The following is a 21958-nucleotide window of genomic DNA, read 5'->3' as shown; positions in this document are numbered from 1 at the left end:
TGGGGATGCCTTGACCAGAATACAGACTTTTGAATACCATCCACCGCCATGGAGCTCCGCAGTGGATGGGAACCCGTGCCGACGACGACCGGGAGGGACATGGCGCCCGACACGCCCGCCGACGGTGAGCGGGACACTCCGAGCGACGGCCGCCTGTACGACCGCATCCTCGCGGTGGAGGTCGCGGCGACGGTCGGCCATTCGATGGGCGACGTCACCGAGGTGATGCACTGGAAGGACATCGAGGAGCAGTTCGGCCTGGTGACGACCATGCTGCCGCAGCCGAACAAGTGGGAGGACAAGTTCCCGAACCTGCCGGTGGTCCGCGGCTACCCGAACACCTACCAGGTGCACGACCGCCCGCCCGGCATGAGCGAGGACGGCCACGAGCGGCACCGGCTCTCCGCCACCGCCGTCATCGAGAAGGGCGGCCGGGTCACCGTCGAGGACGTCGCGAAGATCTGGGTGCGCGACATCGACCCGGCGAAGTTCGGCATCCTGCTCGGCGGCCAGGACCAGATCATCTACTACTCCGCGAAGGCCGGCGTCCCGCCGTGGGAGATCGGCAAGTTCGCCTACTTCCCGGGCGCGTGGGGCGTGACGGCCATGATGGCGCCCATCGGCATCGTCAACGCCGGCAACCCCGGCCAGGCGGCGCTCGACGCGCTGGACGTCGGCCGGCTCAAGGACCAGAGCGGCGTCCCGGGCAACTACGCGCTGGAGGTCGCGTCGGCCGTCGCCGCGGGCATCGCCGAGGGCCTGAGCGCCGACGCCACCGTCGACACCGTCATCGACGCCGCGCTGGCCCGGCTCTCGCCGCTGCCCCGCGCGGAGGTCGAGCACGTCCTCGAGTACGTTCCCGCCGGCGGCGACTGGCGCAACCTGCGAACTCTTCTCGACGATGAGTACGCGGGCCGGACGATCCTCTGGCCGGTCGAGACGCTCGGCACGGCGCTGGCCGCCGTGAACATCAGCCGGGGCGACCCGTTCGAGGCCGTCGTCGCGGCCGTCAACCTCGGCCGCGACACCGACGGCCGCGCCTGCGTGGCGGGCTCGCTGTGTGCCGCGCTCGGTGGGACGGCCGCACTGCCGGCCGACTGGGAGCCCACCATCACCGCTCAGGTGGCCACCGACCCGTACACCGTCTCCACCCGCACCCCGAAGGAGACCGCCGACGGCCTGTTCGCGGCGGTCCAGGGCAACCTCACCCAGCTCCGCCGCCAGCTCGGGCGCACCACGTCGTGATCTGACGCCACCGACCGCCCGGCGGCGCCCCCCCGCACTCTGCCGTGATCGATAGCTCTCAAGGAGGAGACCGCTATGACGGTACGGACCAAGCGTCAGCGGGCAGTCACAGCTCTGACGGCGACGATGTGCGCCGTGCTCGTCGCGGGCCTCGCGGCCTGCGGAAACGACGGCGACTCCGCCGGCGCCGGTGGCAGCGGCGACGGCGAGGTGTCGCTGCGCATCGCCTGGTCCGGATCGGACGAGCGCAACACCCGCACGCAGGACGCCCTCGACCTGTACATGGAGCAGAACCCGAACGTCGACATCAGCGTCGAGTACACCACCGCGACGAACTTCTGGGACCGGCTGACCACGCAGGTCGCCGGCGGCAACGCTCCCGACATCATCCAGATGTCCGGCCAGGTGCTGTCGCAGTACGCGACCAGCGACGTCCTGCTCGACCTCGGCCCGTACGTCGACGACGGCACCATCGACGTCGACGGCTGGGAGGAGGAGCCGCTCGAGGCGCAGACCATCGACGGTACGCTCTACGGCATCCCGCCCGGGCTCGACGGCCACGCGCTGGTCTACGACGCCACCAAGCTGCAGGAGCTGGGCATCGACCCGCCGAGCGAGACGTGGACGTGGTCGGAGTTCGCCGACCTGGCCCGCGAGATCGCCGCCGCGGGAGGCGAGGGCTACTACGGCACCGAGGACGGCGGCCCGCAGTACGAGGTGCTGCAGTCGTTCCTCAACCAGCGCGGCAAGCAGCTGTTCGAGGGCAACGAGCTGGGCTTCGAGGCGCAGGACGTCAAGGACCTGTGGCAGTTCTGGGGCGACCTGCGCGAGGACGGCGCCGCGGTGCCGGCCGACCTGCAGACCGCCCAGGGCGCCAACCCGGAGAACTCCGGCGTCGTCCAGGGCTACGCGGCTATGGACTTCACGACGTCCAGCCAGTACACGAACTTCGTCGGACTCAGCCCCGGCGAGGTGGGCATCGCGACCTACCCGTTCGGCGACGACGGCGCCCCGGGCCAGGTCTGGCGGGCCGGCATGGCGTGGAGCATCACCCGCACCAGCCCGAACGCCGAGGAGGCGGCGAAGCTCATCGACTTCCTGGTCAACGACTCCGAGGCGGGCGCGCTGCTGCAGACCACCCGCGGCGTCCCGGCGTCCCCGTCGATCCGCGAGGAGGTGCGCGCGGCCGTCGACGAGACCGAGCAGCGCTCGTTCGAGCACCTCGAGGTGGTTCAGGCACACGATGCCCAGGTCACGCCGGTCCTGCCGACCGGGTTCGGCGACTTCAACGACCTCTACCAGAGGCTGTACTACGAGTTCGCGTTCGGGCGGATGAGCCTGGACGAGGCCGTCGACCAGCTGATGAGCGAAGCGCCGGGACTGCTCGGCTGATGTCCGCCGTCGCGACACGAGGCCGGGTCGACAGCCCGCCGGAGCGGCCGCGCCGCACCGGCGGGCGCCGGTTCCGGATCAGCGAGAACGTGGCGGGATACCTGTTCCTCTCGCCGTGGCTGGTGGGGCTGTTCGTCATCGTCATCGGCCCGATGATCGCCTCGCTCTACCTGTCCTTCACCGAGTACAACCCGCTGACGACCCCGACGTGGATCGGCCTGGACAACTACGTCCGGCTGTTCAGCGACGACCCGCGCTACATCGCGTCGCTGAAGGTCACGCTCGTCTACGTCGTGGTGTCCGTGCCGCTGCAGCTGGCGTTCGCGTTGTTCCTGGCGATGGTGCTGGACAAGGGGCTGCGCGGGCTGTCGTTCTACCGGTCGGTGTACTACCTGCCGTCACTGCTCGGCTCGTCGGTGGCCATCGCGATCCTGTGGCGGCGCGTGTTCAGCGGCGACGGCCTGGTGAACTCGTTCCTCGGCGTGTTCGGCGTCGAGGGCAGGAGCTGGATCTCCGAACCGGCGACCGCCGTGTACACGCTGGTGGCGCTGAGCGTCTGGACGTTCGGCGCGCCGATGGTGATCTTCCTGGCCGGGCTGCGGCAGATCCCGGACATGTACTACGAGGCGGCGGCGGTGGACGGCGCCGGGCGGGTGCGGCGCTTCTTCGCCATCACCGTGCCGCTGCTGACGCCGGTCATCTTCTTCAACCTGATCCTGCAGATGATCGGCGCCTTCCAGGCGTTCACGCCGGCGTTCGTGGTGAGCGACGGCACCGGCGGCCCGGTGGACTCCACCCTCTTCTACACGCTGTACCTGTACCAGGAGGGCTTCGCCAGCTTCCGCATGGGCTACGCGTCGGCGATGGCGTGGGTGCTGTTCGTCGTCATCGCGCTGTTCACCGCCCTGAACTTCGCCGGCTCCAAGTACTGGGTGTTCTACGGAGACGAACGATGACGGCGACGACGCGCACCCGGCGGCTGGCCAAGCACGCCGCCCTCGTGGCGTTCGGCCTGCTGCTGCTCTATCCGCTGATCTGGATGCTGTCGAGCTCGTTCAAGCCGACGGAGCTGATCTTCAGCGACTCGAGCCTGTGGCCGCGCGAGTTCACCCTGTCCAACTACACCGACGGCTGGAACGCGCTGCGGATCCCGTTCTCCACGTTCTTCTGGAACTCCTTCGTCGTGGCGATCGGGTCGATCGTGGGGAACCTGGTGGCCTGCTCGCTCGCGGCGTACGCGTTCGCCCGGCTGAACTTCACGCTGCGCCGGATGTGGTTCGCGATCATGCTCGCGACGATCATGCTGCCACAGCACGTGGTGCTGATCCCGCAGTACATCCTGTTCTCCGAGCTGAACTGGATCGACACGTTCCTGCCGCTGGTCGTGCCGAAGTTCCTGGCCACCGATGCGTTCTTCATCTTCCTCATGGTGCAGTTCATCCGGACGCTGCCGCGGGAGCTGGACGACGCCGCGAAGATCGACGGCTGCGGCTGGTGGGGCATCTACTGGCGGGTGATCATGCCGCTGACCATGCCGGCGCTGGCGACCACAGCGATCTTCACGTTCATCTGGACGTGGAACGACTTCCTCTCGCCGCTGATCTACCTGTCGACGCCGGAGAACTACACCGTCCCGCTGGCGCTGCGCGCGTTCATGGACGCCGAGGGCGAGTCGTCGTGGGGGCCGCTGTTCGCGATGTCGATCCTGTCGCTGGGCCCGATCTTCGGGTTCTTCCTCGCCGCCCAGAAGTACCTCGTCCGCGGGGTCGCGACCACGGGGCTGAAATGACCAACGATCCGCAGGAGGAGCAGCTCATGCCGCTGACGATCGGCCGCGTGGTCCTGGGCACCATGACGTTCGGCGCGCAGGTCGACGAGCGGGGCGCGGCCGAGATGGTCCGGGTCGCCCGCGACGCCGGGGTGACCATGTTCGACACCTCGAACAACTACGCCGGTGGCGCGGCGGAGGAGATCCTCGGCCGCGCCGTGAAGCCGTTCCGCGACGACGTGCTGCTGGCCACCAAGGGCGGCAGCCACGTCGAGCAGGCCGACGAGTCGCTCAAGGGACTGGGCCGCGCGGCGCTGACGAAGGCGGTCGACGCCAGCCTGCGCCGGCTCGGCACCGACCGCATCGACGTCTACTACCTGCACCGGCCCGACTACGCGACGCCGGTCGAGGAGACGCTGGCCACGCTGGCCGACCTCGTGGCCGCCGGCAAGATCCGCCACGTCGGCCAGTCCAACTTCGCCGCCTGGCAGATCACCGAGCTACTGCTGCTCGCCCGGGCCCACGGCTGGCCGGAACCGCTCATCTCGCAGCCGATGTACAACCTGGTCGGCCGGCGCATCGAGGCCGAGTACGCCGCCTGCGCGCAGCACTTCGGCCTGACGAACATCGTCTACAACCCGCTGGCCGGCGGACTGCTCACCGGGAAGCACCGCATCGACCGGCAGCCGGAGCCGGGCACCCGGTTCAGCCGCGAGATCTACCGCGACCGGTACTGGAACGGGCCGCTGTTCGACGCCGTCGAGCGGCTGGCGACGATCGCCGGCGCCGCCGGCATCACGCTGGTCGAGCTGGCGCTGCGCTGGGTGGCGCACCGGCCGCTGACCAGCGCCGTCCTGCTGGGCGCCTCACGGCTGGAGCAGCTCGAGGCGAACCTGCGGGCGATCGGCGGCGGACCGCTCGACGCCGCGACCGTGGCGGCCTGCGACGAGGTCTGGGCGGACGTGGGTGGCGCCGCGCCGCTCTACAACCGGTGAGGAGACACCGATGAAGATCACGGACATCCGCGCGACGACCGTGGCGATCCCGCTGGAGGCGCCGCTGCGGCACGCCAACGGCGGGCACTGGGGCCGGTTCGTGCGGACCATCGTCGAGGTCGACACCGACGAGGGACTGACGGGGCTGGGCGAGATGCGGGGCGCCGGCCGGGCCACCGAGGACGCGTTCCGCGGCCTGCTGCCGTACCTGCAGGGCCACGACCCGTTCGACCTGGAGGCGATGCGGTTCAAGCTGCTCAACCCGACCGCCGCGCTCTACGGCAACCGCACCCACCTGCACGCCGCGCTGGAGTTCGCCTGCATCGACCTCATGGGCAAGTACCTGAACCTGCCCGCCTCGCAGCTGCTCGGGGGGCGGCTGCGCGACCGCGTGGAGTTCGGGTCGTACCTGTTCTTCCGCTACCCGAACGAGGACGGCTCCGGCGAGGTGCGCACGGCGGAGCAGCTCGCGGCGCATGCGCTGGACCTCAAGGAGCGGTACGGGTTCGGTACCCACAAGCTCAAGGGCGGGGTGTTCCCGCCCGACTACGAGCGTGAATGCTACGAGGCGCTGGCCGAGGCGGCACCCGAGGACGGGCTGCGGTACGACCCGAACTCCGTGCTCAGCGTCGAGGAGTCGATCCGGTTCGCCCGGGGCATCGAACACCTGCGCAACGACTACTTCGAGGACCCGACCTGGGGCCTCAACGGCATGCGGCGGGTCCGCGAGGCCATCAGCATCCCGACCGCCACGAACAGCGTCGTCGTGAACTTCGAGCAGCTCGCGGCGAACGTCCTGCAGCCCGCCGTCGACGTCATCCTGCTCGACACCACGTTCTGGGGCGGCATCCGGCCGTGCGTCAAGGCGGCGGGCGTGTGCGAGACGTTCCAGCTCAGCGTCGCCATGCACTCGTCGGGTGAACTGGGCATCGGGCTGGCGACCATGCTCCATCTCGGCGCGGTCCTGCCCGCACTGCCGTTCGCCGTCGACACCCACTACCACCACCTGGCCGACGACGTCATCGTCGGCGGCAAGATGACCTACGAGAACGGCAGCATCGCGGTGCCCGACGGACCCGGGCTCGGCGTCGAGCTCGACCCGGACAAGGTCGCGAAGTACGCCGAGCTGTTCGCCGAGGTCGGCAACTACACCTACGACCGCGACCCCGCCCGGCCGGACTGGTACCCGCTGATCCCGAACGAGCGGTGGGCCGACCCCGCATGACGCAGGCCGACCCGATCCCGCTCGACGTCCTCAGGGCGCACTGCGCCGCCGTCCTCGCGGCGGCCGGGCTGCCGGCGGCGACGGCCGACCTGGTGGCCGGCTCGCTGGTCGACGCCGAAGCGCGCGGCATCGGCTCGCACGGCGTGGTGCGGCTGCGGGTCTACGCGTCGCGGCTGCGGTCCGGCGCCGTCGACCCGCTGGCCGTCCCGGTGGTCGAGCGCGACGGCGCCGTCGCCCGGGTCGACGCGCGCAACGCGGTCGGCCAGCTGGGGGCGCTGACGGGGATGGAGACGGCGGTCGCGCTGGCCAGGGACACCGGCGTCGGAGTGGCCGGCGTGCGCAACTCCAACCACTGCGGCACGTTGGCCTACCTCACCCGCCGCGGCGCCGCCGAGGGGTTCGCCGTCGTCGCGCTCTCCAACGCCCCGCCCACCATGACCTACCACGGCGGTCGCAGCCGCGCCGTGGGCACCAACCCGCTCAGCATCGCCGTTCCGCGCGACGGCGGCCCGCCCCTCGTCCTGGACATCGCCACCAGCGCGACCGCCCGCGGCAAGGTGATCGTGGCCGAGCGGCAGGGCCGCCCGATCCCGGCCGGCTGGGCGGTCGACCCCGACGGCCGGCCGACCACCGACGCCGCCGCGGCGCTAGCCGGGTCGATGCTGCCGTTCGCCGGGCCGAAGGGCTCCGGGCTGGCCATGATGATCGAGCTGCTCTGCGGCGGGTTGGTGGCCGGCGTCACCGGGCACGCGCTGGGTGACATGTACCTGCACCCGCACCGGCCGCAGCAGGTCAGTCACCTGTTCCTCGCGCTCGACCCGGACCGCTGGCTGGGCCGGGCCGCGTTCGCCGCCCATGTGGAGGGGTTCGCTCGCGAGGTGCACGAGCTGCCGCCGGCTGACGGCGTCGACCGCGTCCTGCTGCCCGGCGAGCTCGAGGACGCCGCGCTCGCCGCCGCGGAGCGCGACGGCGTCCGGCTGTCCGCCGCCGCGCTGGCCGAGCTGGACGCCGTCGCCACCGAGTTCGGCCTGCCGCACCGCCTGTCCGATCTGACCCCGCAGATGGAGTGACCCATGCCCGTCGACTGCCCGATCCACCCGGCCACACCGCTGCCGCCGTCCGAGCTGGTCGACCGGCTGCGCAAGCTGGCGACGTCGCTGATCTCCGACGTGTTCGGGCGGTGGGCCGGCGCCACCGGCCTGTTACCCGTCGCGGGGCTCGTGCCCGGTCAGGTCGTGGCCGGGCCGGCGCTGACCGTGCGGACGCGGCCGGGTGACAACCTCGTCGTGCACAAGGCCCTCGATCTCGCGCGGCCCGGTGAGGTGCTGGTGGTCGCCGGCGGTGGGCAGACCGACCGAGCCGTGCTCGGCGGCCTGATGGGCCAGTACGCCACGACCCGCGGGCTGGCGGCGCTCGTCGTCGACGGCGCCGTCCGGGACCGGGCGGATCTCGCCGCGCTGGCGCCGCCGGTGTTCGCCGCCGGGGTGAGCCACCTCGGGCCCTATAAGGACGGGCCCGGCGAGCTGCGCTGCCCGGTCGCACTCGCCGGTGTGGCGGTGGCCGACGGCGACCTGGTCGTCGGCGACGAGGACGGCATCGCGGTCATCCCGCGCGGGCGGGCCGAGGAGATCGTGGCGCTGGCCGAGGAGAAGCGGTCGGCCGAGGAGGCGGAGCGGCGGGCGATCGCGGCCGGGACCTGGGACCGTGCCTGGATCGACGCCGCGCTGCGGATGGTGGAGCTGCCGTGACGCGTTACGGATCATCATCCGGAACACACGATACTGTTCTCGGAAGACCAGACGCGCGGACGGCGCAGACGAAGGGGGTGGCTCCGACCGTGACGTCCCTGCAGCCCATCGAGACCGTCCAGCTGGGCGACCGTGCCTTCGAGTCCATCCGCGAGGCCATCGTCCGCACCGAGCTGCCGCCCGGCGCGCCGGTGAAGGACCGCGAGCTGGCCGAGCTGCTCGGTCTGAGCCGCACGCCGGTGCGCGAGGCACTGCACCGGCTGGAGGCCGCCGGTCTGCTCACCGCGCGCGGCCGCGGAGGCTGGGTGGTCACCCCGTTCTCCGAGCAGGACGTCCACGAGCTGTTCGAGCTGCGCCGCCGGCTCGAGCCCGCCGGACTCGACCGGCTCGAGGCGGAGCCCGACGACGAGGCCATCGAGCGCATCGCGACGTTCTTCGACGGCTACCAGCACCCGATCCTGCCCGACCGCTTCGACGACTACTTCAGTCAGGACCACTCGTTCCACACGTTCCTGGTCGCCTGCAGCAAGAACGTGCGGCTGCAGGGGTTCTACTCGGTCATCGAGAGCCACATCGTCCGCGGCCGCCACTATCTGTCGTCGGGCGTGCCACAGCGCATCGACGACACCCTCGACGAGCACACCGGCATCGCCGAGGCGGTGGGTGCGCGTGACTTCGAGCTGGCGCGCCAGCGGCTGCTCGCGCACCTGCGCACCGGTGAGGCGCGCATGACGGAGCAGCTGCGGCAGAAGCTCGCCGCCGACTGAGCTCAGGTCACGCGGATGCGGGCCAGCTGCCGCGACTGCGCGACCAGGGCGCCGTCGGCGTCGTAGACCTCGGCCTCCTCGTCGAACCAGCCGTCGCGGACCAGCCGGCCACGCAGATGGACCGTCAGCCAGCCCGGCGCGGGCAGGCTGCGGGTCAGCACCGTCAGCTGGACGGTGGGCGCCCAGCCGAGCCGGCCCAGGCCGAACACCGTCGGCGGCAGGGAGTCGACGGCCAGCGCCAGCACCACCGGGTCGGGCTGGGTGCCGTCGGCCAGCCGCACGTGTCCGCGCATGGACAGCTGTCCGGCCGGCCGGCCGGAGAACCAGCCCAGGGTCTGCGGGTCCAGCCGCAGGTCGACGTGTTCGAGCAGGCCGACGTGGGTGCCGTCGGGGAGGTCGACCACCGCGCGGATGCACTCGTCGACCGGCGCCACCGGCTCCGGCGGCGGCCCGACCCACTCGACCGGCGACGTGCGCGACAGCCGGCTGGTGGTGACCGTCGCCTCGACCCGCGGCTCGTCGTCCTGGATCAGCGTGGCCCGCAGCGTCTCGATGGTCCGCCCGGTGCGCACGACGTCGACCAGGACGTGCGCCGGCCCGGCGGTCGGCGGGGCCACGAAATGCGCGTTGGTGCTCACCGGATGCGGATGCGCCGACTCGCCCAGCACGGCGCGCAGCACCAGGGCGAGCAGGTAGCCCCCGTTCGGCACGTCGCCCACCGACCAGGTTCCGTCGATGTCGACGTCGTGCCGCCCGGGCGACACCCGGCGCGTGGCCGACGCTTCGTCGAAGTCAGGCACGAGTCAAGACCCTATGCGACGCCGCGCGACACCGACAGTGCCCGCAGTCATGTCCGCGTTGGGGAGGACTTCTTTCGGTTCGTTCCGTAATCCGATAGCCTGCGGCAGTTCTCGGGGGAATGTACATATTCACGAAGGAGAACTGTGTCCACCCTTTCCCGCCGGCGCGCCGCAGGTGCCGGTGTCGCGGCCGCACTCGGTGCGGCCGTTCTGCTTCCCACATCCGCAGCCGCTTCCGACTTCGAGACCGCCGACGCCGAGGCGCGGGCGATCATCCACCCGGACGGCAATGTCGCGGGCTACCGCGTCAACTTCGAGGGCGGCTCGATCCAGGCGATCCTGCTCGGCCTGCTGGCCGACGACGGCGCCGAGCTGAAGACCTACTGTGTCGAGGTCAGCGTCCCGATCAACGACGATCCCGAGCTGAACATGATCGAGGTGCCCTGGGACGCCTACCCGGTCCCGGACGCCCCGTTCACCGCGAACGCCGACCGCATCCTCTGGGTGCTGCAGCACTCGTACCCGGTGACGTCGACGGCTGACATCGAGGCCGCGCTGGACGGTGTGGTCGCGTTCAACGACGGGCTGTCCGAGCAGGAGGCGATCACCGCCACGCAGGCCGCCGTCTGGTCGTTCAGCGACGCCGTGCAGCCCAACCTCGACGACTTCACGCGTGAGGGCGACGACGTCGACGCCGACGTGCGCGCGCTGTTCGAGTACCTGACCGGCGAGGACAACACCGGCATCGGCGAGCAGCCGACGCCGGCGCTGTCGCTGGAGCCGTCGTCGCTGTCCGGCGAGGCGGGCACCGTCATCGGCCCGTTCACCGTCAGCACCACCGCCGACACCGTCGACGTCACCGCGGACCTGCCCGAGGGCGTCGAGCTGGTCGACGGCGACGGCGCGCCACTGGGTGACCAGCTGGCCGACAGCGCCACGTTCGGCGTCCACGTCCCGGCCGACGCCGAGGCCGGCGACGGCACCGTCCGGCTGCACGCCGAGGCGCACCTCAACATCGGCCGGCTGTTCGTCAGCGACACCGACGAGATCCGCACCCAGTCGCTGATCCTCGCGCAGTCGGAGAAGACCGAGCTCGACGTCGAGGGGACGGTCGACTGGACCGCCGCCCCGACGGAGACGCCGACGCCGACACCGACGGAGACGCCCACGCCGACGCCGAGCGAGACCCCGTCCGAGTCGCCCACGCCGACGCCGACGCCGTCGGAGTCCCCGTCGGAGACGCCGAGCCAGAGCCCCACGCCGTCGCCGAGCGACACGCCCGACGAGGACCTGCCGGACACCGGCGCCTCGCCGACGCTGCTGCTGACGATCGGCCTGGGCCTGGTCGCCGCGGCCGCGTTCCTGCTGCGCCGCCGGTTCGCCGGAGCCGCCGAGTAACGCACGCGGTCACCGGAACGCCACGCACACGTCCTCTGTCGTCCGTTAGTCGGACGGCAGAGGACTTGTGCGTTCAGCGCAGCGTCCCGGTGAGGAAGTTTGTCCGGAACGACGAGCCTCCGGGCGATCCCGAGCGGGCAGGCTGACAGGAGGTGCTGCAGGATGAGCCCCACCTGCCGCCTCGGTCCACCCGTCCGACCCCGGATCTGGGTACCGTGGCGGTAGCGAGGTCGTGACTCCGGTCACGGTCATGCACCGCGGCGCGGGGCGAGGACCCACCCGTAGTCCTCACCCACGCCGCCGGTGGTCACGAGGAGCAGGCTCCCGCGGCAATCCTGCGGAGCCGACGACGTGAAGGAGACACATGACTGTCGAGACGGCGGCCGGGGCGACTCCGCCCGAACCCGAGCTCGTCCAGCTGCTCACCCCCGAGGGTCAGCGGGTTCCACACGAGCGCTACGACGCTCTCATCGCCGACATCACCGGCGACGACATCCGGTCCATGTACCGCGACCTGGTGCTGGGCCGCCGGGTCGACGGCGAGGCCGTCGCGCTGCAGCGGCAGGGCGAGCTGGGGCTGTGGGCCAGCCTGCTGGGCCAGGAGGCCGCCCAGGTCGGTTCCGCCCGTGCGCTGCGCGCGCAGGACCACGTCTTCCCGACCTACCGCGAGCACGCGGTCGCCCTGTGCCGCGGCGTCGACCCGGTGCGGCTGCTGGCGCTGTTCCGCGGCGTCGACCAAGGCAGCTGGGACACCGACGAGTCACGGTTCCACCTCTACACGATCGTCATCGGCGCGCAGACCCTGCACGCCACCGGCTACGCCATGGGCGTCCAGCGCGACGGCGCCATCGGCACCGGCGACCCCGAACGCGACACCGCCGTCATCGCCTACTTCGGCGACGGCGCCACCAGCCAGGGCGACGTCAACGAGGCGTTCATCTGGGCCAGTGTCACCAACGCACCGGTCGTGTTCTTCTGCCAGAACAACCAGTGGGCCATCTCCGAGCCGCTGGAGCGGCAGACCCGCGTGCCGCTGTACCGCCGCGCCGCCGGCTTCGGCTTCCCCGGCGTCCGCGTCGACGGCAACGACGTGCTCGCCTGCCTGGCCGTCTCGCGCGAGGCGCTGCAGCGGGCCCGCGACGGTGAGGGTCCCACGCTGGTCGAGGCGTTCACCTACCGCATGGGCGCGCACACCACCACCGACGACCCCACCCGCTACCGCCTCAACGCCGAGCTGGAGCACTGGAAGCTCAAGGACCCCATCGAGCGGGTGAAGGCGTACATGGTCCGCGGCGACCTCGCCGACCAGGCCTTCTTCGACGGCGTCGAGCAGGAGGCCGAGGAGCTGGCCGTGCACCTGCGGGCGGCCTGCCGGGCGCTGCCCGACCCCACGCCGACGTCGATCTTCGACCACGTCTACGTCGAGCCGACGCCCGACCTCGTCGCCCAGCGCGAGGCGATGTCGACCTACCTGGACAGCTTCGCCGAGGAGGTGGCCCGATGACGGCGCTCAACATCATCAAGGCGATCAACGCCGGGCTGCGGCGGTCCATGGAGAGCGATGCCAAGGTGCTGGTCATGGGCGAGGACGTCGGCAAGCTCGGCGGTGTCTTCCGCGTCACCGACGGCCTGCAGAAGGACTTCGGCGAGGACCGCGTCATCGACACCCCGCTCGCCGAGTCCGGCATCATCGGCACCGCCGTCGGCCTGGCGCTGCGCGGCTACCGCCCGGTGTGCGAGATCCAGTTCGACGGGTTCGTGTTCCCCGGCTACGACCAGATCGTCAACCAGGTCGCGAAGATGCACTTCCGGTCCGGCGGCCGGCTGCGGCTTCCGATCGTCATCCGCATCCCCTACGGCGGCAGCATCGGCGCCGTCGAGCACCACAGCGAGAGCCCCGAGGCGACCTTCGTCCACATCCCGGGCCTCAAGGTGGTCACCTGTTCCAACCCGGTCGACGCCTACTGGATGATCCAGCAGGCCATCGCGCTGGACGACCCTGTGGTGTTCTTCGAGCCCAAGCGCCGCTACTACGAGAAGGCCGAGGTCGACGTCGACGGCGAGCCGGACCTGCCGCTGGAGTCCGCCCGGGTCGCGCTGCCCGGTACCGACGCGACGGTGGCGGCGTACGGCCCCATGGTGAAGACCTGCCTCGACGCCGCGGCGGCCGCCGCCGACGACGGCCGGTCGCTCGAGGTCATCGACCTGCGCTCGCTGTCACCGCTGGACCTGCGCGCGGTGTACGACTCCGTCCGGCGCACCGGCCGGCTGGTCGTCGTCCACGAGGCGCACCGCACGCTCGGCGTCGGCGCCGAGGTGGCCGCCCGGGTCACCGAGGAGTGCTTCTACTCGCTGGAGGCGCCGGTGCAGCGGGTCACCGGCTACGACACCCCGTATCCGCCGGCCCGGGTCGAGGAGGAGTACCTTCCCGACCTCGACCGCGTGCTCGACGCCGTCGACCGCACGTTCGCCTACTGAGGAGGGTCTGCATGAGCGTGTCGCAGTTCAACCTCCCCGACGTCGGCGAAGGGCTGACCGAGGCGGAGATCGTGTCGTGGAAGGTCAAGCCCGGCGACGCCGTGAAGGTCAACGACGTCATCGTCGAGATCGAGACGGCCAAGTCGCTGGTCGAGCTGCCCTGCCCGTTCGCCGGCGTGGTCGAGACTCTGCTGGTCGACGAGGGCCAGACGGTCGACGTCGGCACCCCGATCATCGCGGTCCGGACGGGGGAGGGCGTCGCTCCGTCGGCCGGCGATCCCGCCGAGGACATGGTGCCCACGCCGCCGGCTCCGGCGGCCGCGCCTGAGGGGGAGCGTCAGGCCGTGCTCGTCGGCTACGGCCCGCGGACCACGGCGGCCAAGCGCCGGCCGCGCAAGGTCGCCGAGGCGCCCGCGCCCGAGCCGGAACCGGTCGTCGCGCGGGTGTCGGTGCTGGCCAAGCCGCCGGTGCGCAAGCTCGCCAAGGACCTCGGTGTCGACCTGACGACGGTCACCCCGACCGGCCCCGGCGGAACCATCACCCGCGACGACGTCCAGGCCGCGGCCGCCGTGCCGGCCGCACCCGCCGCCGCGCCCGTCGGACCCGCCGCGGTGCCCGCCGGCTCCGGCTGGGACGGCCTGCCGCGGCAGGAGCGGGTCCCGATCCGGTCGGTCCGCAAGGCGACGGCGAAGGCGGTCTCCACGTCGGCGTTCACCGCGCCGCACGTCACGGAGTTCGTCACGGTCGACGTCACCCGCACGATGAAGCTGGTCGAGCGGCTGCGCGACTCCCGCGAGTTCCGCGACGTCAAGCTGTCGCCGCTGGCGGTGCTGGCCAAGGCGGTCTGCATCGCGGCTCGCCGCACGCCCGACGTCAACGCCCGCTGGGACGACGCCGCCGGCGAGATCGTGCTGCAGCGTTACGTCAACCTCGGCATCGCGGCGGCCACGCCGCGCGGACTGGTCGTGCCGAACGTCAAGGACGCCGACCGCCTGCCGCTGCGCGAGCTGGCGGCCGCGATCAACCAGCTGGCGGCGACGGCGCGCGAGGGGAAGACGCCGCCCGAGGACATGCTCGGCGGCACCATCTCCATCACCAACGTCGGCGTCTTCGGCGTCGACACCGGCACGCCGATCCTGCCGCCCGGCGAGGCGGCGATCGTCGCGTTCGGCGCGGTGCGCCAGCAGCCGTGGGTGCACAAGGGCAAGGTGAGGCCGCGCTGGGTCACCACGCTGGCGCTGTCGTTCGACCACCGCCTGGTCGACGGCGAGCAGGGCTCGCGGTTCCTCGTCGACCTGGCGGCGCTGCTCGAGGACCCGGGCAACGCCCTGGTCTGGGGCTGACCCCGGGCGGGTCAGAACGACGGCTGTTCGGGACTGGCGCCACCGCCCAACCGCGGTGGCGCCGGCCCAGTCGCTTCGGGTGGTTTCGCATAGCGGTGGCCGGTGGGGCTGGTCCAGACGGTGGTGCCGTCGGGTTGTCGGTGGACTCGCCAGTCGCCGCGGTGTTTGAGCAGGTGGTGGGTTTCGCACAGGGCGTGGCAGTTCGCCGTGCAGGTGGTCCCGCCGGCGGTGAACGGGGTGATGTGGTCGATGTCGCACGCCCCCGCGCGGCGATGGCAGCCAGGTGCGCGGCACGTCTTGTCACGCGCGACGATGAACTCCGCCAGCGCCTTGGTGGGTCGGTACTTGGTGCGGCCCAAGTCGAGCAGCTGCCCGGTGCCGGGGTCGGTGCGCAGCCATGTCCAGACGCCTTCGGCGGCGAGGACCTTGGCGGCGTGCGCGGGGATGGGCCCGTAGCCCTCCAGCTCGCCCGGCTGGTCACTCAACCCGACGGCGGTGGCGAACGGGACGGTGATGTGCACGCTGATCGGCCGCCGCCGCGGCAGCGTCGCGCCGCTCCCGGATGGTGCCGGTGGTGGCTGGCCGGCAGCGGCGTCGGCACGAGATGGCGCGCCGCCGGCGGAGCCGGCCGCACCGGCGAACGCCTGGTGGGCGGGGTTGCCGGCAGCGGCTGCCGCGTCGCCGGTGATCTGGTGAGCAGGCTCGCCGGCCGAGCTTGCCACCCCGGCGGCGTGGCTCNGCGGGGTTGCCGGCAGCGGCTGCCGCGTCGCCGGTGATCTGGTGAGCAGGCTCGCCGGCCGAGCTTGCCACCCCGGCGGCGTGGCTCAGCGGGGTGGTGGTGCCGTCGGCGCAGGCGGTGAGGGCGGCCCAGCCCAGCTCGGCCAGGGCGTCGGCGCGGCGCTGGTCCTTGGTGCGGGCGGGGAGTCCGGCGGCGGCGTCGGCACGTTTGGCGTCGGCCGCGGCCGCGTTCAGCGCGGTGTCCAGGGCGGCGGCGTCCGCGGCGGGCAGCCGCGCCTCCAGATGCGCCATCCCATCCGACGCGGGGGTGATGGCGACGTAGCGGCGCTCACGCGCGGCCTCGTACCGGTCCGCCGCCTCCACCGGCGCCAGTTCGTGCAGCAACTGCTTGATCAGCTTCCGCAGCGCGACCGAATCCAGGCCGGGGGCTTTCGGCAGCACGGCGGCTTCCACCCGTGCCCGGACGTGGGGGTCTTGGCCGCCGAGCTCGTCGGTGATCACCCGGGCGCGGCGCAGATCGATCGCGCCGGTCGCGAGCAGGGCGTGGGTATCGGGAAAATCCAGCACCAGCTGGATCGCGTGGCCGACCTGGTTCTCCGCCTGCTTACAGGTGACCTGGCACCGCCCGGCGAGCGTTATCGCGGTGTTCGTCACCGGATTCACCGACCGGTACCCGGTCTCGTCGGGGCGCATCTCCGACCGCGTCGCCAGTTCGGCCAGCACCGCCGCCTCGCCGGCGGCCACCCACGCGGCCTGCCGCCCGAACGCGGCCTCGGCCTCGACCAGCTCGTCCGCGCTCGCGGCCGCCGGGTCGAACGCCGCCAGCCGGGCGGCCAGTTCCGGCCCGGGCGGCACCTGATCGATGTCGAAGACCGCGACAGCGGCCTCACCGCCGGTGCACAACTGTTCCAACAGCGCCGGGTCGATGTCGGCGACGCTCGGGTCATCACACGGCGACGCCGCCATCCACTCCACGGGCGGAGCAACCTCCGGCGGCGGAGCAGTCGACAGCGCTTCTTCGAACATGCAAATGATCTTACCGGCCCCCACCGACAAGGTCCGGCTCAGCGGACCGGCCCCCTGGGCTACGGGCGGGAGAGCAGGACGGCGATGCCCTGGCCCACCCCGATGCACATCGTCGCCAGCGCGTGCCGCGACCCCCGCCGCTGCAGCTCCAGCGCGGCGGACAGCGCGAGGCGGGCGCCGCTCATGCCCAGCGGGTGGCCGAGCGCGATCGCGCCGCCGTTGGGGTTCACGTGCTCGGCGTCGTCGGGCAGGCCGAGCAGCCGCAGGCAGGCCAGCGCTTGGGCGGCGAACGCCTCGTTCAGCTCGACGTTCCCAACGTCGGCCAGCGCCACGCCGGCCCGCCCGAGCAGCTTCTCCGTCGCCGGGACCGGGCCGAGCCCCATGACCCGCGGCTCCACCCCGGCGGTCGCGGCACCCGCGACGCGAGCCAGCGGCTCGACGCCGTACCGGTCGACCGCGGCGGCGCTCATCACCAGCAGTGCGGCGGCACCGTCGTTGACGCCGGACGCGTTGCCGGCCGTGACGGTGCCGTCCGGCCGCACGATCGGCCGCAGCCGCGCCAGCGCCTCGAGCGAGGTCTCGCGCGGGTGCTCGTCGGCGTCGACGACGTCGGGCTCGCCGCGCTTGCGCGGCACGGTGACGGGGACGATCTCCGCCGCGAGCTCCTTGCGCCGCGCGGCCGCCCGCTGCTGGCTGCGCAGGGCGAACGCGTCCTGGTCGGCGCGGCTCACCCCGTGCTCGGCGGCGACGTTCTCGGCCGTCTCCGGCATGGAGTCGGTGCCATAGGCGCTCTCGATCGCCGGGTTCACGAAGCGCCAGCCGATGGTGGTGTCGTAGACCTGCGCCTGGCCTCGGTCGAACGCGGACTGCGCCTTGGGCAGCACGAGCGGCGCCCGCGACATCGACTCGACCCCGCCCGCGACGACGACGTCGGCCTCGCCGGTGCGCACCGCCCGCGCGGCGTACGCGAGCGCGTCGAGCCCGGAGCCGCACAGGCGGTTCACCGTCACGCCGGGCACCGACGCCGGGTAGCCGGCCAGCAGAACGGCCATGCGGGCGACGTTGCGGTTGTCCTCGCCGGCCTGGTTGGCGCAGCCGAGGACGACCTCATCGACGGCGTCGGCGGGCACTCGCGGGTGGCGGGCCAGCAGCTCCCGCAGCACATGCGCCGCGAGGTCGTCGGGCCGCACGGACGACAGCGCGCCGCCGTACCGCCCGATCGGCGTCCGCACCCCGCCGGCCAGGAACGCCTCGGTCATGTCTCCTCCTCGTCCGGCGCCAGCGTGCCGGGGATCTCGCGCGACCGGCCGCGGAACTCCGCGATCGTCACGCCGTCGCGGTACACGGCGACGTCGCAGATCCCGGTCCGGCCGGAGCGGTACCGCTCGTGGGCGACGGCGCGCAGCAGGTCGCCCTCGCGCGCGGGCGCGAGGAACGTGACGTCCGCGCCGACCGCGACCGTGCGCCGGTTGTGGGTGTTGCACGCGACAGCGAACGCGCTGTCGGCCAGCGTGAACACCAGGCCGCCGTGGCAGATGCCGTGGCCGTTCACCATGTCTGGCCGGACCCGCATCGTGACGACGGCGTGCCCGGCGCTGACCTGCTCGATGGTCATCCCGAGCGCCTGCGACGCGGCGTCGTCGGCCCACATCGCGTCGGCGGCCCGCCGGGCCAGGTCGTCGCGCTCGCGGACCTCGGGGTCGTCGGGCCGCCCGTCGGCCTCGCGGGCGCGGCGGCGCAGCCCGGGAGACACTCGGTAGCGGCCGGGGTCCTCGGCGGCCGCCAGCGCGTCCAGCACGCCGGCGACCCAGTTCCACCCCAGGCGGTCACCCCAGTCGTAGGGGCCGCGGGGGTAGTTGACGCCCAGCCGCATCGCCGTATCGACGTCCTCGGCCGTCGCGACCCCGGAGTCCACGGCGTCGGCGGCCGCGGCGGCCAGCGTCGCCACCGTCCGGGCCACCACCAGGCCGGGCAGGTCCGGCAGCACCGTCACGGCGAACCCGTGGCCCTGCAGGAACGCGACCGCGGCCTCGACGTGCTCCTTCGGCGCATGCTCCGGCGCGGCGATACCGACCCGAGCCGGCGACCGGTCCAGCGTCAGGTCGACCAGCACGACGGTGCCCGGCCCGCCGCCGGTGTGCTGGGCCGCGGTCCGCCCGTCGGTGAGCCGCAGCTCGACGTCGCCGCTGCTCATGGTCCAGCCGGGGACGGACGGGTCGAACCCGCCGGTGCCGGTCCAGATCGCCGCCGTGCCGGTGACCGGATCCGCCGTCGCCGGCGCCGGGCGCGGCTCGTCGTCGGCGTAGATGCCGCGGCCGGTCTTGCGCCCCAGGCGCCCGTCGGCGACCAGGCGCTCCTGCAGCACCGACGGCATGAACCGCGGGTCGCGGCCGAACGCCTCCCAGACGGACCGGCTCACCGCGAGGTTGACGTCGTGACCGATGAGGTCGGCCAGCTCGAAGGGGCCCATCCGGAACCCGCCGGACTCGCGCAGCAGCGCGTCGACGGTCGCGGCGTCGACCCGGCCGGACTCCAGCAGCCGAAACGCTTCGCCGTAGAACGGGCGCGCCACCCGGTTGACGACGAAGCCCGGTGTCGACGCGGCCCGCACCGGCGTCTTGCCCCAGGCCGTCGCCGTCGCCACCAGCAGCTCGGCCACCGCGGCGTCGGTGTGGGCGCCCCTGACCACCTCGACCAGCGGCAGCACCGGCGCCGGGTTGAAGAAGTGCAGGCCGGCCACCCGGCCCGGGTGCGCGAGCTCGCCGGCGATCGCGTCGACGGACAGCGACGACGTGTTCGTGGCGAGGACCGCGTCGGGACCGCAGACCGCCTCCAGCCCGGCGAACAGCGCCCGCTTGACCTCCAGGTCCTCGACGACGGCCTCGATCACCAGGCCGCAGCCGGCGAGATCCTCCAGCGTCTCGACGGCGTGCAGCCGGGTGGCGACGTCCTCGGCCTCCTCCGCGAGCAGCCGGCCCTTGTCGACCGCGCGGGCCAGCCGCTGGAAGATCGCCTCGATGGCGGCCGCCGCGGCGCCGCCGGCCGCGTCGTACACCCGCACCTCGTGCCCGGCCGCCGCGGCGACCTGGGCGATGCCGGCGCCCATCGTCCCGGCGCCCACGACGCCGACGGGCACCGAGCGAGCGATGGCGTCCATGGTTCGAGTGTCTCCCCTCATGGACGGGTGATGTGTGGATGTGACAGAGTGGAGGCAACTGTGCGCTAGTTTGTCACACGCTCCCGGAGGTTCGCGATGGCGCTGGGCAGTCTGATCGATCGGCACCGCGACCTCCTCGGCCGGGCCGAGGCGGCCATCGGCGAGCGGACGTACTTCTCGGCCTATCCGGAGTCGCCCAGTCCGCGCGTCTACGGCGACACCGCCGCCGCCGAGGGGCAGGCCGCGTACGAGGCGCACCTCGGCGCCGACTTCCCGCTCGAGACGCCCGGCGCCGGCGGCACCGTCGCCACCGAGACCAGCCCGTACGGGCCCGACCTCGGCGTGCGCTATCCGCGGGTGCCGGCCACCGACGACGCGGTGACGACGCTGCTCACCGCCGCGCAGGCGGCCATCCCGGCCTGGCGCGACGCCGGCGTCGACGGCCGCGCCGCGGTCTGCCTCGAGGTGCTGTCGCGGCTGCACGAGCGCATCTTCGAGCTGGCCCAGGCGGTCATGCACACCTCCGGTCAGGCGTTCGTCATGGCCTTCCAGGCCGGCGGCGCGCATGCGCTGGACCGCGCGCTGGAGGCGGTCGCGTACGCGCACGCCGAGCAGGCCCGCATCCCCGGCGAGGTGCTGTGGGAGAAGCCGGCCAAGGGCGAGCCGCTGCGCATGACGAAGACGTTCCACGTGGTGCCCCGAGGTGTCGCGCTGGTCATCGGCTGCAACACGTTCCCCACCTGGAACTCCTGGCCGGGGCTGTTCGCGTCGCTGGCCACCGGCAACGCCGTCGTCGTCAAGCCGCACCCGAGGGCCGTCCTGCCGCTGGCCATGACGGTGCAGACCATCCGCGAGGTGCTCGGCGAATACGGCTTCGACCAAGACCTCGTCACGCTCGCGGCCGAGGACCCCGCCGACGGTCTGGCCGCCGTGCTGGCCGTCCGTCCCGAGGTGCGCATCGTCGACTTCACCGGCTCGACGGCGTTCGGCTCCTGGCTCGAGGAGCACGCGCGTCAGGCCGTCGTGTTCACCGAGAAGGCCGGGCTGAACACCGTCCTGGTCGACTCCACCGACGACCTGCAGGGTCTGGTGAACAACCTCGCGTTCTCGCTCAGCCTCTACACCGGCCAGATGTGCACGGCGCCGCAGAACGTGTTCGTCCCGCGCGACGGGATCCTCACCGACCAGGGGAGGGTGACGTTCGACGAGTTCGGCGCGGCGCTCGCGGGCGCCATCGACAAGCTGCTCGGCGACGACGCCCGGGCGGTCGAGATCCTGGGCGCCGTGGTCAACGACGGCGTCCGCGACCGCGTCGACGCCCTGGGCGGCGACGGCGGCACCGTCCTCGCCGCGCGCACCATCCGGCACCCGGCGTGGCCGGACGCCACCATCCGCACGCCCGCCGTCGTCGCCGTCGACATCGCCGACGACGACCGCTACTCGGCCGAGTGCTTCGGCCCGGTCTCGTTCCTCATCGCCGCCGACTCGACCGCGCAGGCGCTGGACCGCTTCGCCGCGTCGGTCCGCGAGCACGGCGGCATGACGGCGTCGGTCTACTCCACCGACCCGGCCGTGCTCGACGCCGCCGAGCAGGCCGCGATGGAGGCCGCCGTGCCGCTGTCGATCAACCTCACCGGCGGGGTCTTCGTCAACCAGTCGGCGGCGTTCTCGGACTTCCACGGCACCGGCGCCAACCCGGCCGCGAACGCCTGCCTCACCGACGCCGCATTCGTGGCGTCGCGCTTCCGCGTGGTGGCCGCGCGCCGGCACACCTGAGCCCTCCCGTGTGACATCTCACATGCGTCCGAGCGGCGTGACGTAATCGTTACGGCGAAGTTGCCGATGGGCTCTTGCAATTTTCGAGCGTAAACGTTTTCG

Annotated in this window: 18 protein-coding genes; 14 read left to right on the top strand and 4 right to left on the bottom strand. The window is 72.5% G+C overall.

What is annotated here, in order from left to right; all coding sequences use genetic code 11:
* The first annotated feature begins 75 nt into the window (after positions 1-75).
* The 9 genes from DY240_RS06290 to DY240_RS06250 all read left to right on the top strand — a co-directional run bounded on the left by DY240_RS06290 (position 76) and on the right by DY240_RS06250 (position 9140).
* Positions 76-1245 carry an ADP-ribosylglycohydrolase family protein gene (locus DY240_RS06290; RefSeq protein WP_158602758.1) on the top strand — a complete coding sequence of 390 codons (1170 nt, stop codon included), beginning with the start codon at positions 76-78 and terminating at the stop codon, positions 1243-1245.
* A gap of 75 nt (positions 1246-1320) precedes the next feature.
* Positions 1321-2637 (top strand): ABC transporter substrate-binding protein, encoded by a 1317-nt coding sequence (locus DY240_RS06285; protein WP_119659096.1) that lies wholly within the window; start codon positions 1321-1323, stop codon positions 2635-2637.
* Entirely contained in the window at positions 2637-3593 is a 957-nt protein-coding gene (locus DY240_RS06280; protein ID WP_119659095.1) for a carbohydrate ABC transporter permease, read from the top strand. Before DY240_RS06285 ends, DY240_RS06280 begins: the two co-directional genes overlap by 1 nt.
* Complete coding sequence (locus DY240_RS06275; protein ID WP_119659094.1) at positions 3590-4426, top strand: carbohydrate ABC transporter permease; 837 nt, start codon at positions 3590-3592, stop codon at positions 4424-4426. Before DY240_RS06280 ends, DY240_RS06275 begins: the two co-directional genes overlap by 4 nt.
* Positions 4423-5400 (top strand): aldo/keto reductase, encoded by a 978-nt coding sequence (locus DY240_RS06270; RefSeq protein ID WP_199700927.1) that lies wholly within the window; start codon positions 4423-4425, stop codon positions 5398-5400. Before DY240_RS06275 ends, DY240_RS06270 begins: the two co-directional genes overlap by 4 nt.
* A gap of 10 nt (positions 5401-5410) precedes the next feature.
* Positions 5411-6625, top strand: a complete 1215-nt coding sequence (locus tag DY240_RS06265; RefSeq protein WP_119659093.1) for an enolase C-terminal domain-like protein — start codon at positions 5411-5413, stop codon at positions 6623-6625.
* Positions 6622-7695, top strand: a complete 1074-nt coding sequence (locus tag DY240_RS06260) for an Ldh family oxidoreductase (RefSeq protein ID WP_119659092.1) — start codon at positions 6622-6624, stop codon at positions 7693-7695. The genes DY240_RS06265 and DY240_RS06260 overlap by 4 nt, the downstream gene beginning before the upstream one ends.
* 3 nt (positions 7696-7698) lie before the next feature.
* Positions 7699-8373, top strand: coding sequence for an RraA family protein (locus DY240_RS06255; protein WP_119659091.1), 675 nt, complete (start codon positions 7699-7701; stop codon positions 8371-8373).
* An 89-nt stretch (positions 8374-8462) separates the two neighbouring features.
* Positions 8463-9140, top strand: coding sequence for a GntR family transcriptional regulator (locus DY240_RS06250; RefSeq protein WP_147375211.1), 678 nt, complete (start codon positions 8463-8465; stop codon positions 9138-9140).
* Positions 9141-9142: 2 nt separating this feature from the next.
* Here the strand turns inward: DY240_RS06250 and DY240_RS06245 are convergent, their stop codons facing one another.
* On the bottom strand, positions 9143-9940 hold the full coding sequence (locus tag DY240_RS06245) for a thioesterase family protein (protein WP_119659089.1): 798 nt from the start codon (positions 9938-9940) through the stop codon (positions 9143-9145).
* A 144-nt stretch (positions 9941-10084) separates the two neighbouring features.
* Here DY240_RS06245 and DY240_RS06240 point away from each other — a divergent pair, with 144 nt between their 5' ends.
* The 4 genes from DY240_RS06240 (at position 10085) to DY240_RS06225 (ending at position 15159) form a co-directional block, all read left to right on the top strand.
* Positions 10085-11338, top strand: a complete 1254-nt coding sequence (locus DY240_RS06240) for a thioester domain-containing protein (protein WP_158602757.1) — start codon at positions 10085-10087, stop codon at positions 11336-11338.
* Between the two features lie 364 nt (positions 11339-11702).
* On the top strand, positions 11703-12842 hold the full coding sequence (pdhA, locus tag DY240_RS06235; protein WP_119659088.1) for a pyruvate dehydrogenase (acetyl-transferring) E1 component subunit alpha: 1140 nt from the start codon (positions 11703-11705) through the stop codon (positions 12840-12842).
* Positions 12839-13816 (top strand): alpha-ketoacid dehydrogenase subunit beta, encoded by a 978-nt coding sequence (locus DY240_RS06230; protein ID WP_119659087.1) that lies wholly within the window; start codon positions 12839-12841, stop codon positions 13814-13816. The genes pdhA and DY240_RS06230 overlap by 4 nt, the downstream gene beginning before the upstream one ends.
* 11 nt (positions 13817-13827) lie before the next feature.
* Entirely contained in the window at positions 13828-15159 is a 1332-nt protein-coding gene (locus DY240_RS06225) for a dihydrolipoamide acetyltransferase family protein (protein WP_119659086.1), read from the top strand.
* An 11-nt stretch (positions 15160-15170) separates the two neighbouring features.
* On the opposite strand, the gene DY240_RS34010 is transcribed toward DY240_RS06225, so the two are convergent.
* The 3 genes from DY240_RS34010 to paaI form a co-directional block, all read right to left on the bottom strand.
* Positions 15171-15881 (bottom strand): HNH endonuclease signature motif containing protein, encoded by a 711-nt coding sequence (locus DY240_RS34010; RefSeq protein ID WP_147375210.1) that lies wholly within the window; start codon positions 15879-15881, stop codon positions 15171-15173.
* A 1101-nt stretch (positions 15882-16982) separates the two neighbouring features.
* Positions 16983-18182, bottom strand: coding sequence for a 3-oxoadipyl-CoA thiolase (gene pcaF, locus DY240_RS06210; RefSeq protein WP_119659083.1), 1200 nt, complete (start codon positions 18180-18182; stop codon positions 16983-16985).
* Complete coding sequence (gene paaI, locus DY240_RS06205) at positions 18179-20080, bottom strand: hydroxyphenylacetyl-CoA thioesterase PaaI (RefSeq protein WP_119659082.1); 1902 nt, start codon at positions 20078-20080, stop codon at positions 18179-18181. The genes pcaF and paaI overlap by 4 nt, the downstream gene beginning before the upstream one ends.
* A gap of 96 nt (positions 20081-20176) precedes the next feature.
* Between paaI and paaN the strand changes: the two genes are divergently transcribed.
* A complete protein-coding gene (paaN, locus tag DY240_RS06200; RefSeq protein WP_119659081.1) occupies positions 20177-21856 on the top strand; it encodes a phenylacetic acid degradation protein PaaN in 1680 nt (559 codons plus the stop codon).
* The last annotated feature ends 102 nt before the right edge of the window (positions 21857-21958 follow it).

It is taken from the genome of Jiangella rhizosphaerae (assembly GCF_003579925.1).
In the GTDB taxonomy this organism is placed as follows: Bacteria; Actinomycetota; Actinomycetes; order Jiangellales; family Jiangellaceae; genus Jiangella; species Jiangella rhizosphaerae.
Note: the sequence above shows the minus strand (reverse complement) of the source record. Positions and strands in the feature narration are given on the sequence as shown.